This window comes from Litoribacter ruber (assembly GCF_018449405.1).
Taxonomy (GTDB): domain Bacteria; phylum Bacteroidota; class Bacteroidia; order Cytophagales; family Cyclobacteriaceae; genus Litoribacter; species Litoribacter ruber.
Genome location: NZ_JAHCMY010000017.1, coordinates 14980 through 28672, shown reverse-complemented (window position 1 = coordinate 28672; position 13693 = coordinate 14980). Strand labels below are relative to the sequence as shown.

Sequence of the window (13693 nt, the reverse complement as noted above, 5' to 3'; positions counted from 1 at the left end):
ACCTGACATGATTTATCCGTTGGTTGACAACATATGGACTTTCATGATTCTAGCCCTCATCCCTAATCCAAAATCTATTATCTACTACGTAGCTCAGTAAATAAAGGATAACCCGAGAAGCACCAGGCAAATTTCACGGGGCAGTTCTTTGTTGGTCGAGTAGATTGGGGCGAGATCTCGGACGTGCACTGTGCACGGAGCACTGGGCACAGCGCTGAGAACGTGAACAATCCATGCTGCTCTGAATGACATGAAGAAAGAAGGCAGGAATCCACTTTGAGGCTGACTGACACTACATCACCCGCCCCCCCCTCTCAGAGCTCAGCGCACAGGGCTTCCGGGCATGCACTTCGCGCGNAGGCAGGAATCCACTTTGAGGCTGACTGACACTACATCACCCGCCCCCCCCTCTCAGAGCTCAGCGCACAGGGCTTCCGGGCATGCACTTCGCGCGGAGCACTGGGCACTGCGCGGGATGAAAGTGGGTAACGGGAAGATGACAGGATTGCAGCATTGAAGTGAACACCACATGAATTGCCGAATCCCCTCTCAGCGCTCAGCGCTCAGAGCTCACGGGCGTGCACTGCGCACCGAGCACTGGGCACTGCGCGGGATGAAAGTGGTCAACGGGAAGATAGCAGGATTATACCATTGAAGTGAACACTTTGCGGAATCCTCTCTCAGCGCTCAGTGCACAGAGCTCAGCGCTTGGAACGTGAACACTCCATCCTGCTTTGAATAACATGAAGGAAGAAGGCAGGAATCCACTCTTGAGGCTGACACTACATCACCCGCGAATCCCCTCTCAGCGCTCAGGGCACAGTGCGCAGCACATAAACGGATTCCATATGTCCGATAAGCGCCAAGCATAAGTCACGAGCGTCGTTTTGGGACGGTTGAATGGGGCAGTAATGAAAAGCAAAAAATTTATACGAAGCTTCCTAAAAAAACATTCTCATTAAAATATCCAGCTTTTTCCTATTCAGCTTCATAGGCTTGACTTTTCGCTTGAGATTATTAAATAGGACCGCCATTATTAAGGATATGCCCAGCAGAAAGATCATCATAGCCGGCCAATTGAGATAAAAAGAGAGCTGATAACCAATGAAGATCAGTACCGCACTGGCGCAGGAAAGAACCAGACTAGTTTTTAAATGTGTATAACCAAGGTCTATCAATATATGGTGTATGTGGTTTCTGTCCGCCAAAAGGATGTTTTTCCCTTGGAAGTATCTTACAACCATCACCCTCAAGGTATCAAAAATAGGAACCGCCAAAATCAATAGTAAAAAAGGAGGCAAGTTATAACATGGCAAATTCATTCCCCCACATTCCAAAGTTAGAGCCTTTAGGGAAAGAAATGCCAACAGAAATCCAATTACCAAGGAGCCGGTATCCCCCATAAAGATCTTTTTTGAAAGAGATTTAGAAAAATTAAAGCGGATGTAAGCCAACAGCATTCCTATGAGAATCATGCAGGTTAATATATAGAAGTAATTACCAGCCTGATTGAATAGAAAGGCAAGAGCTCCAAGCATTACAATCCCCAAAAAAGCTGCAAGACCATCAACCCCATCAATCAGGTTGAATGCATTTATAAACCCAACCATAAAAAAGAAAATTAAAGGAATGGATATGTAAGGAGGGATTGCATATATCCCAATAAAGCCATGCAAATTCAGTTGATAAAAATCAGGACTCATCATAACCATGCTGACAGCTATCAGTTGCCCGATAAATTTGGCCCTTGCAGAAGAGGCCATCAGATCATCCTTAAGTCCAACTACAAACAATAACGTAACAGCCGGGATAACAAAGGTACTTGGGGCCGTAGGAAAAAAGTTTTTCAAAAAAGAGTAGCAGATAATAAAGCAGATAAAAAAAGCTACTCCCCCAAAAGACGGCGTTATGATATGGTGCGATGACCTATGATCCGGCTTCACCACCAACTCCTTCTCCCTTGCCACCCAAACAATTTTGGGGATCATGTAGTAAGTGATCAGCATCGGCACAACCAGGAACAAACCAACCTGAATGAAAAAAGGTAAAGCACTAAGCATAGATAAATTTGATAATTTCAACCTGTATTAAGAATTCAAGTTAATGAGAATCCGTAAAGATCTAACAATAAAAACCTATCTGCAATACCTCGTTTAAGGTAGTTTATCATGAACCTTTTAGTATCTCTCAAGGATTAATCTATTGGTAGATGCTCTTTATTCGCATTTTGAAATTTAACCTTTCAAACGGAGCGACCGATAGAATATACATGCGAGTAAAGGCAAACCTTTTTTAAAAATAGCACTATTTAACCCAAAACAGGCGGCACAAAACGAACCGTTAAATCCAAGCCCTAATAAATCAAAAGAATTAAACACTTTAACCCTGTAAAATACAAATCGCCTTCAGAAAAAAGTTCTGAAGGCGATTCGCAATATTTCATGGCATCCTAAATTCAGTTACTACAACCGAGAGAAACTCCTACAACTCAAATGTAATTAAGCCAAGGAGGTTTTTTTTAAGTCGCCATTTAAAGAATGTAGCAGCTTGAAAGCCAATTTGCCCCTATCAAATTCTTTCGCAAGCTCAAAGGCCCCGTTCTGAAGTTCAGAATAATTTAATTCATCATTATGGATAAGCTGCAAAACCCTAATAAAATCAGATTCACTTTCCGGCTCGAATGTTATACCAGCTTGATATTTATTAATTAATTCTTTTGCCTCCCCTTTTACACCCAGCAGAATGGGAGTTTTAAGAGCCGCATTTTCAAAAATTTTCGATGGTATAGCTCCTTCAAATAAGGGGTCATTCTTTAGATTGACCAAAGCCCAATCGGATAATTTAATATATTCAAATACACTCTCCTTAGGAACTGAGTCTATAAAGGTAATTCTTGAAATACCCAAATCACTGGCTAATTGAATTAGATTATCCTTCTCAGCACCATTGCCTATAAAAAGAAACCTAATATTTAAATCATTAACCTTGGCAATTGTCTTAATTATGAAGTCTAAGGCATGAGCTTGGCCATGAGTGCCTATATAGGAAATTAGCTTTTCATTATCTTTTAATCCAATACTCTTTTTTAAGGCCGATTTATCCTGGATATCCTCTGGCAGATTTTCAAAAGAAAAACCATTCCTAATTAGAATTATCTTATCTGCATCAATTCCTCTTTCTATAATATTATCCCTGATACCCTTTGTAACAGCAATTATTTGTGAAGAATTTTTATAAAAAAACATTTCACACTTTTCAAATACTCTGAACATGAAATTTTTATTGTAATTGTTCAGAACTATTATGCTTTCCGGCCAAAGATCCCTGACTTCAAAAACCCAGGGTTTTCGCTTAAATATGGAAAGAAAAAAGCCAGAAAAGGTAACAAAAAATTGAGGAGAGGTTATAATAATCTTATCTATTTTCCTCACAAATAGTCCTGCTATAAATCCAGTGACAGAAAATGATATGAAGTCAAGGAATCTTTTAAAAATTCCTTTATTTTCAAAAATTAAAGACCAGACTCTAATAACTTTAATACCATCAATTTCTTCCTTCTGGTACAGTTTATTCTTGTATCCTGGAAATATTTCGCCTTTAGGAAAGTTGGGAAAGCAAGTTATTACAGTTACATCCACCCCCGCATTGACCCAAGCTTTACAATGTTCATAGGTCCTTGTGGCTGGAGCATTTAGTTCCGGAGGGAAATTGTCAGTCAAAAATAATATCTTCATGAATTTAGCTTGCTAACACTTCTTCGTAATGCTTAACCATCAAATCAACATTGGATTCCCAATTATAATACTGTTGAACTCTATTAAGGCCTTTGGAAATATATTCCTCCCTCAATGGCTTATTTTCGATCAACTTTAATATGCCTATTGCTAATGCATTCACATCACCCCTCTTTACAATCAGCCCACATTCTCCATAATTGATTACTTCTTTAAACCCGCTAACATCTGATACGATCACGGGCGTCCCACAGGCCATTGCTTCTACTACAGATACGCCAAAGCTTTCACTATCCAAAATGGAAGGGAAAATTTCCAAATCGAAATCATTGTGTAATGAAATAACCTCCTCTTGAGAGACTTGACCATAGAATTTTACTCTCTTCGTTAAACCAAGTTTTTGGGTCAATTCTATCAAATCATCCATTCTACTCCCTTTTCCTACAATATGTAAAGATAGGTCAACTGAAATCTGCTTGATTACTTGAGCAAAAGATTCAATTAAGATATCAATGCCATATTTGTCTTCAAGTGCTTTTATAACTCCCAAACTTACTTGTTTTTTGCTATAATCTTTGGAAGAAACAAACGCAGGCCTAAATTGGCTTTGATCTACTCCAAAAGGGGTAACAAAAATGTCTTTTTCCGTATATTTTTTCCCCTCGAGCTTCATAGTTTCACTCGTAGAAAAAATTCTACAAGCTGAAGCTAATACCTTTTTAAGATAAAATTTATGCAAGAAAGACTTTTTCGGAAAATCAAAAACGTCACTCCCCCAAATAGATATAAGAAACCTATTATGATTAAGTAACATTCCCAAGGCTCCATAACTAGTAGCGAAATGTGAATGGACTATATCCGGTTGAATTTCCTTTACTTTCTCTTTTAAAAAAGGTAAAGCTTTAAAATACCCAATTTTCTTAAACAGCCCATTCCTACTGGCTTCTTCACCAAAATTTAATTGAGTAACTTTGTGATTAATTACGGGGTTCCCCGATCCTAAACCAAAAAGATATATATCATGACCAAGTTTCGAAAGAGAGTTTACCCACTTAACAGTGTGTACAGAAAAAGGATCACTTAAAATCAAAATTTTCATGAAGCATACTCCTGAATCAGGGTTACTATTTTTTCAGCCGCTTGACCATCCCCATAAAGAGGTTTCCCATCAGTCAATTTTTTGTCAAATACCTCATTGAACATTTTCAACATCAATTCTTCATTGGCGCCTATCAGAAAATTATATCCATTATTGACAAGTTCAACCCATTCAGTTTCATCTCTCATGGTAAGGCAGTATTTCTCCAAGAAAAAGGCTTCTTTTTGAAGTCCTCCACTATCAGTCATCACTAATCTACTATTTTGAATTAGACCTAGCATGTCCAAATAGCCAACAGGTTCGATAATCTCAAAATTAATTTCAATATTGAGTTCTTTAATTATATTCCGTGTTCTAGGGTGAAGTGGAACAAGAATATTAACTGACTTCGATATTTCATTTAACCCTTTAATAATATTACGTAACCTATCAAGATTGTCTGTATTTTCGGCTCGATGAAGGGTACAAAGAACAAAAGGTTGATTCTTGTATCTTTCTAAGATTGGAGAACCCCAATTAACCAATTGACTAAAATATAGAGTAGTATCATACATAACGTCACCCACATTGAAAGTCTTTAGGTCAAGATGATCATACCCTTCATTTTGAAGATTTTTCATCGCTGTTTCAGTAGGGCAAAAAAGCAAGCTGCTTACACGATCAGTGAGAATCCTATTAATCTCCTCAGGCATGTTCATATTGAATGACCTTAATCCAGCTTCTATATGAATAACTTTAATATGAAGTTTGGAAGCTGCTAAGGCTCCTGCCAATGTGGAATTCGTGTCACCATAAACCAAAAGGTAGTTAGGTTTCTCCTGTAAAATAATCTCCTCTATTCCCTCGAGCATTCTTCCAGTCATTGATCCGTGTTTAAGACCATGTATATCAAGATTATATTTAGGCACCGGTATGGATAACTCATCAAAGAAAATCTGACTCATTTTATCATCAAAGTGCTGCCCTGTATGAATAATTACTTCCTCAATGCCTTCCACATTTTGTATGGCTCGAGATACAGCGGATGCTTTAATAAACTGGGGCCTAGCGCCTATAACAGTAAGAATTTTAATCATAATATATTCAATTTTTAAGACAATTTTTTACTTTTTCTGCTCTATTAGACCAATGATGCAATTTTGAGATAGATTTAAGATTTTTGATTTTATCACTATATGTAAGCTTAATCTCTTTTAATAAAACAGGTAACTCATCAGCACTTTTAATTACCCAACCTATACCATTATCTTTTACGAATTGGGAAACAAGGGTTCCTTCATTTGTAATAATGGGAATATGATTCCCTATAGCCTCAAAAATTTTCATTGGCATTGCAAAACTCAAATATAAATTGGGTTTCCAAATTAATAAGAAGATATCATTATTTTTATAGATATTATTTAATTCAAGCCCCGAAGAATGATATAAATTGATATTTTCATTCTCATCCCATTTATATATATCTTTCATAATCTCCCACTCATCAATTCTACAAACTATATTAAGGGGGTACTTGAAAGACGAAAACATTTGAAGATCATATAATGGAGGTTTTATTCCTCCAACATACATGCACTTAATTGGTTCTGAAAGCGTTCTCTCCTCAGAATATATAATTGAGTGTCCTGGAGGAAGGGCCTCAATCTTTTTATTATGCAAATATCCTGGTAGATAGCTTTTCATTAATAAACTAGGGAGAAAAATAACATCTACGAAATAATTATAGAAAACTAAATCAAGCTTATAAAAAAATATAGCCATACTCCTTTTAAAAAAACCAGTTTCGTTCCTATATTGATCAAATTTCCAGTGCATATCCCTATAAAACAAACCTATTGGAATACTATTTTTTTTAACTAATCTAAATATTTTATACTCTAATAAAGGGAAGGTAGGGATGTGACTTTTATCCGTTAGCATTTGAGGCATAGTAGAAGACTCAGAATAAAAAAAATCAAATTTAACTCCCTTATTAATTTCACCTTCCAATTCTCTTAATAATAGATTTCTTTCCTTTTGAGACCCCGAAATTAAAAATACTTCGTAACCAATGTCTTTAAACGCCTCAATCATTTTTAGAGGTCTAATCTGACTGGCTGAGAATCTTTTAGTATCTATGGAAAAAGGAACATGGAAAATTAACCTAGACATTTTGTTGAATGGATTTAGCCTCATCAATGAGAAAATAGGAAGTCATAAGAATTATTAATCTCGGATCAGTAAAAAATGCTGTGGGAAAAGCAATTACTAAGCCAATAAGAAAGGTAAAAACTATCATAAGATAATGCTTCGGGTACTGGGATCTTTGCCAGAGCACTTTTATAACAAATATAATTATCGCCAATACAAATAATATCCCAACGAAAAATCCATAAATAAAAAAAATATACAAATACTCATTATCCATAGCACCAGATAAAGTCCCAAAGAAATCTTTACCATAACCAATTAGTAATAATAAGGGGGTAGAGGTTGCCAATGACCAAACATAGGTCGTTCTTCCAACCCTAACTTGATAAGAATTTCTTTCCAGACCTAACTCAATCAATGAATACAAATACCGTAATTCATCTAAAAAAATTATAAATATCGAAGATGCACCAAATAATAACAAAATAAAAACTACTAAACTTGTTCGACGTTCCTTCACAGTTCCATTGACTATAGAGTAAAAAATAATGAAAATAGTACCAAGAGTTATCGCAATAAATGAAGTTTGGGATTGCGCAAGTAAAATTCCTATTAAAGCAAGAAACACACTGAAAATATTACGGAATTTATTTACATCAGTATAAATCAACAGGTAAAGAAAAAAAACATAAAATAAAGCCAAAATTGAACCGTGTTGACCAGGACCACTACTAAGGCCCATTGCGCGGGAACTTAACCCAAGTGATCGCTCAATGTGAGCGGCAGAGCCATAAATATTAGCAAAAAAACTACCTGGGCCTAGATGCAGAAATTGAGAAAAACTTACAAGTACATCAATAATTAGATATATAAAAAATATAGTCGCTAATTCGTTAATTTTGAACCGTACCCCAGCTATCAAAATTAAAGTTAAAGGAAAGAATCTAATTACTTCAATATAATCACGTAAACTAAAGCTAAAAAGATACAAAGACCTTAAAAAATTACATAACCAAAGATATACTATTAAGCTTAGGATAATTTTTAAAAAATCTGATACAATAAATTGTTTGTTAAATAGGATATACAGAGAAAGTATTGAAATAATTAATAAATGATACACTTCAAAGAACCTGATTGGAATTATCAGACAAAGAAGAATTATAGCAATCCGCATACTTAATCTTTTATAGTCTCAGTATATGCTATATTTTGAATAGATTCCAACAAGACATGATCAAACTTTTCTTTAGATAAATCTTTGGCGGCTATTTCTAAATTTTGCTTAAACAAATTATAATTTTCACTTTCTAACTTTAGAATAGCTTTGGAGAGATCTTTGGGCTCAAAAGTTTCTGAAACCACACCTATCCCATATTGATTAACTAATTTAGACATTACCGGCGAAGGCCCAATTACCATTGGAAGCCTTGCCTGAATAAATTCAAAAAACTTATTCGGTAGGGCATTCATAGTATTAAAGTTGGTGGGTGGCAGAGAATAAATAGCATAATCGAAAGAACTAATATATTCTACTATTTCTGAATAAGCTACTGGTTTAATTAGATGGACATTTTTAATCTTTTTAATTAATTCCTCTAATTTTACAAAATAGGGAGAAGAATTTGGAAGAAGCATCAAATAAAGCTCATATCTATCATCTAGGCCCCTAAACGTCTCAACCATAAGTTCAATTTTCCTATTTGGATTAGGCACTCCATGATGTATAAACTTCTTGACGTCGGTGATCCTCTTATTATTATGATCTGCAGAATAATACTTTGTCGCATTAGGAATCACAAGAGAGTCTATACCATATACTTCCTTACACTTATCAGCTATAACCTGATTAACATTAATCACTAAAGAGAAATTATTTAAATAATCCTGATAAATCTTGTTATAAAATTCACCATAAATACCCCTCCACTTCTCGTCATCATCAAACTGCTTAGGGTGATATTCATGAGCATTAAAAATAAGTTTAAACTTTTTACTCGAATCAATAAAATATGGTATAAATTTAGGAGTATGAATTAATACAATATCAGGAGAATTTTCTTTTATTATTTTATCAATTTTCAATTTCGTAGTCCAAAACTTCCTAATTAAATGTCTACCAAAAATTAAGGCCGAAATTTTATTAATAACCTTTTCAAATAATTTATAATCAATAAGATCACTATGAATAAATTTAACGGTGGAATCATGGGGTTTAGTTGATCCAATTGCTACCAACTCAAAAGTATCTTTCAAACAATCAATTTCTCTGATATATCTTGGACCATTATGTAGTGGACTATTGGACACTATTAAGATTTTCTTTTTCATATAATGGCTTTATACTTCTCTACTACTTTTGAACTTATAAGCTTTATTTCTTTAAACTCTACTAATCCCCCAATTATGATAATAGACATGCCAGATATAAATACTCCTAATTTTTGAATTAAATTTAAATTTAAATAATAGCCGAGATAGCCAATGATAAATACAGCAACAAAACTTAATATAAGCTTAGCAAAGTTATGGGGTACAAAATATAGCTTCTGACTAACTGCCATATACAAACCAAAAGTTACAGCATATCCTAAGAAGGTTGAGATAGCGGCCCCAGAAATACCAAAAATGGGAATAAGGAAATAGTTAAGACCAACATTTAATAAGGCTCCAAAAATATTTAGGTAAATAAAATATGCGGTTTTCTTTCTTATTGCCATACCAGGAGTAAACATATACATATTAGCGAAAAATATGGCAGGAACTAAAAAGACAACGACTTGAGCACCAAATGCAAATTCTGGCGTGGTCAAAATTAAAAGAAGCTCTTTCGAAAAAACACTTAAAAACAAAAACATTATTATTCCTACAGAAATAAAATAACGGAAAATTCTAGAAATTTCACCAGGAGTTTCTGTTTTATTATAATTAGAATAAATTAATGGAGTTATAGCACCTTTAAAGCCCACCATAACTAGCCCAACAATACTAGCCAAACGGTATCCAATTCCATATAGCCCAACATCAGTTAATGTAAGATAATGATTAATCATAAACCTATCAATATAAACACTTAAAAATACCGCAATACTTGAAGGAATTAAGGGAATAGAGAACCTTAGCATCGGCTTCAAAACATTAAAGGCAAAGTCAAAAACAATAGTTTCCCTTAATTTATATATTCCAATTATACAACCTAAAAGACTCCCTATAATCAGCCCCAAATAGATCCCCCTAATACCCCAGCCTTTGAAATATGCTAAATAGATAGATATAAATGCTGAGACAATTGTAACCACCATACTAATTACAGCATAATCCTTACTTCGAAATTCCCACCGAAATTGATTTTGGAGCAGTCCGAATAATCCATATAGACATATGTAAATAGTATAAGTTTGAAATAGGTTAGACCATTGAACATCATCCAGTAAAAGCACAGTAATAAAATCAGCAAAGATCAGTGCTAATACAAAAAATAAAGAATAACTTAATAAAGAAAACCAAAATGCTGTCGAAGCAATCAATTTCTTTTTCCTTATATCTTTTTCCTCAGTATAAAACCTACCAACTGCCTGGCCAACTTCTAAAGCAACAGTCAAATTTACTAAATTTCCAAAATAAGTCAACAGATCAAACCCTCCATATTCAGTAGGAGTTAATACTTGAGTATATAATGGAAATAAAAAAAAAGCTAAACCCCGTGATAAAATTGATGGAATAGTATAAATTAAACTATCCTTTAAAAGAGACTTAAGCATTAAAATTATAAAGAATAAAGGTTGTAATAACAATCATTCACAACCCTATCGTTAAATAAAGATAAGATTAAGGCTCTATTTTGCTTTATTTCCTCTAATTTTAGGGGCACTAAAAAACTTTCACTATTAAATTCATCAATATCGAACACAATTATATCCCACCTCTTCAATTGTATATAGATTGAATTCTCTCTATTCAAAAACACCTTTACACCCTTATAAATCAATCCTAGTATGTTACCAAATCCTTGATGAATATTTGTATTAAATATAGCAAAACCTACTTCATCTAACTTTTTATAATAATCCTTCCTCGGCATAAAGTCTTTAATAATTTCAAATTGATTATTGAAAAGCATTTTACCTTCGGAAATAACTTTACTTATATACTGTTCATTACCATATGATAATGGGCATAAAAGTGTATTGGTGAGGTTAAGGGAAATAAGCTTTTGAAAAAGATCAATGTGGTTATTTTCTGGAGATCCAGTATGCCCAACCAGTATTTTATTCCCTAAAGATTTTATGCTAACATGCTCTGATTTATCAAAAAGCTCATCCACAGAAAGAAATTTAAAATCCACACGCTTATACCTCTGCTTAAAGGTAATACATGCTAGATCAAAATCTAAATCAAAGGGTGTTGCTATATATTCAATTTTTTTAAAAGATTCTTTATAATCCCAATAGTTAGGTTTACCTAGGACTGACTTAATGTATTCTCTAAACTTCCAATATAAAGATGTAGCTGGTTTATTTATTATTGTTTTTGTGATTTCTTGATAAATATTACCTCCAAAAAAACCGGAAACGTATAAATCTCCACTCCATAATACCCAAATAATTTTAGTATTAGTGTTTCTATGTTTATTTATAAAGTATCCTAAATAACTTTTATGGTAATGAATGATTACTCTTTCATAATCCGAAATCTTACCGATATTACTTTTAAAACTTTCGGAATTAAATGGAAAATGATTGCATATTGGATGGTTAATTTTTTCCTGTTTTGGTTCACAGCATACATACAAATTACCATCAAAGGGTAATTTTTCACTTCTATCTATTATCCAGTTTGAATATGGAGAATCAGGTAGAAAAATTAAATTTTTATACGATTTAGTCGACAATTAAACTTTCTTCGATAATCTTAACAATTTGATCTATTTGAAAAAACTCCAACTCATAATAAAGAGGAAGCCTTATTAGTCTCTCCGAAAACATATCAGCTAAAGGAAGATTACGACCATCATGCTTTTCAATATAAAATTTACTTGCATGTAAACTCAAATAATGAAATACTGCTAAAATTTGATTATCCTTTAAACTTCTAATTATTTTTTCTCTTTGACCTTCATCTTTACAAACCATATAAAACATATGTGCATTATTACTACCAAAGGAGGGAAGTGATTGTAAGTGAATCCCATTAGCCTTAGAAAACTCAGATAAAGCCTCATAATACCTATTCCATAAGCTTAACCTTTTTTCTTGAATATTTTGTAAATTTTCTAGTTGGGCATAAAGGAATGCCGATATAAGTTCTGATGGTAAAAAAGAAGACCCAACATCAACCCAACCATATTTATCTACTTCACCACGAAAAAATGCGGCTCTATCAGTCCCTTTTTCCCAGATAATTTCTGCCCTCTTAATAAATTTCTCATCATTTATGGCCAACATTCCCCCTTCACCTGAAATAATATTTTTGGTTTCATGAAAAGAAAAAGTTCCAAAATGACCTATTGTGCCTAAAGCCCTTCGCTTACCATTTTTTCCAATATAATAACTGTCAATCGCCTGGGCAGCATCTTCTATAACAAACAATCCATACTTATCAGCAACTTCCATAATCTTGCCCATATCGCAAGCAACTCCAGCGTAATGGACTGGCACAATTGCTTTGGTCTTGTTAGTAATTAAACTCTCAATACTCGACTCATCCATCCCAGGATGATCTGATCTACTATCAGCAAAAACTATCTTTGCCCCTCGCAATACAAAAGCATTCGCTGTAGAAACAAATGTATAAGATGGCATTATTATCTCATCGCCCGGCTGGATATTTATTAAAATAGCAGCCATTTCTAATGCATCAGTGCAGGATGTTGTTAGTAAGCATTTTTTGAAACCATATGCTTTCTCGAAAAATTGTTGACATTTTTGAGTATATTTTCCATTACCTGACAGTTTACCAGTATTAACTGCATCGTAAATATAATGTATCTCTTTACCTGTCAGATACGGTTTATTGAAGGGAATTATTTTTTCCAAAAATGATAAATGTTTGTAATGTTTTTAATTTTAAAATCATTGCGTTGATAAAGACCCATTGCTGGAAAATTATCCAACTGGGTGGTTACTTGAACTTTATTAATCCCTAAATAAGAAATTTTTGAGAGCACATAATTCAAGAGCTTATTCCCATACCCTTGGCCCCGGAAATTTTCATCAATTCCAACCAAAATTATATCTGCATACTGCTGGTCAATAACAGAAAACCCAATGAAGCCTACCATATCGGAATTATAATTAATAACCCAAACTTGAGAATTACTATCGCTTACGAGCTTTTCAATCCAAAGAGTATATAATTTATTATATACTCCATCTTGGAAATTTGGATCCTTATTAAATCTTGAATACAAGCCACTCTGTAACCCTAGTTTTAATAACTTTTCAAAATTATCAGTAATTGGATCAAATAATCTGATTTTAACTAAAGGAATATCACAGTTCGAATCTTTTTTATTATTCTCTCTTACAAGTACAACTTTTCGATCAACTAATGTAATTAATGAATCATCTAGTCTATCCTCTGAAAATATATAAATTAAATCAAAATTAGATGACTTTTTCAAGAAATCTGAGTCAGAAAGACTTTCCATTCTCCTAAGAATAAGTTTTCCAACAGTTAATCCTAAAAAATCAGAATCCCAATCTAATCTTTGAATAGTAGGCTTCACTTT

Annotated in this window: 11 protein-coding genes; all 11 read right to left on the bottom strand. The window is 33.8% G+C overall.

Translation table 11 applies throughout. The annotated features are described in order from the left end of the window. Nucleotides 1-941 precede the first annotated feature (941 nt). Nucleotides 942-2060 carry an MraY family glycosyltransferase gene (locus tag KI659_RS16895; RefSeq protein ID WP_213946558.1) on the bottom strand — a complete coding sequence of 373 codons (1119 nt, stop codon included), beginning with the start codon at nt 2058-2060 and terminating at the stop codon, nt 942-944. A gap of 438 nt (nt 2061-2498) precedes the next feature. Further along, nucleotides 2499-3734, bottom strand: coding sequence for a glycosyltransferase family 4 protein (locus tag KI659_RS16890; RefSeq protein WP_213946557.1), 1236 nt, complete (start codon nt 3732-3734; stop codon nt 2499-2501). Between the two features lie 4 nt (nt 3735-3738). Next, nucleotides 3739-4833: a glycosyltransferase gene (locus KI659_RS16885; RefSeq protein WP_213946556.1), complete on the bottom strand. Its 1095-nt coding sequence runs from the start codon at nt 4831-4833 to the stop codon at nt 3739-3741. Continuing rightward, nucleotides 4830-5909 carry a non-hydrolyzing UDP-N-acetylglucosamine 2-epimerase gene (gene wecB, locus KI659_RS16880; protein WP_246535453.1) on the bottom strand — a complete coding sequence of 360 codons (1080 nt, stop codon included), beginning with the start codon at nt 5907-5909 and terminating at the stop codon, nt 4830-4832. The genes KI659_RS16885 and wecB overlap by 4 nt, the downstream gene beginning before the upstream one ends. A gap of 7 nt (nt 5910-5916) precedes the next feature. Then, nucleotides 5917-6984 (bottom strand): glycosyltransferase family protein, encoded by a 1068-nt coding sequence (locus tag KI659_RS16875; protein WP_213946555.1) that lies wholly within the window; start codon nt 6982-6984, stop codon nt 5917-5919. Further along, nucleotides 6977-7885, bottom strand: a complete 909-nt coding sequence (locus KI659_RS16870) for a hypothetical protein (protein WP_213946554.1) — start codon at nt 7883-7885, stop codon at nt 6977-6979. The genes KI659_RS16875 and KI659_RS16870 overlap by 8 nt, the downstream gene beginning before the upstream one ends. Before the next feature lie 257 nt (nt 7886-8142). Beyond that, entirely contained in the window at nt 8143-9294 is a 1152-nt protein-coding gene (locus tag KI659_RS16865; protein ID WP_213946553.1) for a glycosyltransferase, read from the bottom strand. Next, nucleotides 9291-10724: an oligosaccharide flippase family protein gene (locus KI659_RS16860; protein WP_213946552.1), complete on the bottom strand. Its 1434-nt coding sequence runs from the start codon at nt 10722-10724 to the stop codon at nt 9291-9293. The genes KI659_RS16865 and KI659_RS16860 overlap by 4 nt, the downstream gene beginning before the upstream one ends. 5 nt (nt 10725-10729) lie before the next feature. Further along, entirely contained in the window at nt 10730-11854 is a 1125-nt protein-coding gene (locus tag KI659_RS16855) for a TDP-N-acetylfucosamine:lipid II N-acetylfucosaminyltransferase (protein ID WP_213946551.1), read from the bottom strand. Continuing rightward, complete coding sequence (gene rffA, locus KI659_RS16850) at nt 11844-12989, bottom strand: dTDP-4-amino-4,6-dideoxygalactose transaminase (RefSeq protein WP_213946581.1); 1146 nt, start codon at nt 12987-12989, stop codon at nt 11844-11846. The genes KI659_RS16855 and rffA overlap by 11 nt, the downstream gene beginning before the upstream one ends. After that, entirely contained in the window at nt 12986-13690 is a 705-nt protein-coding gene (locus KI659_RS18695; RefSeq protein ID WP_213946550.1) for a GNAT family N-acetyltransferase, read from the bottom strand. The genes rffA and KI659_RS18695 overlap by 4 nt, the downstream gene beginning before the upstream one ends. Nucleotides 13691-13693 lie beyond the last annotated feature (3 nt).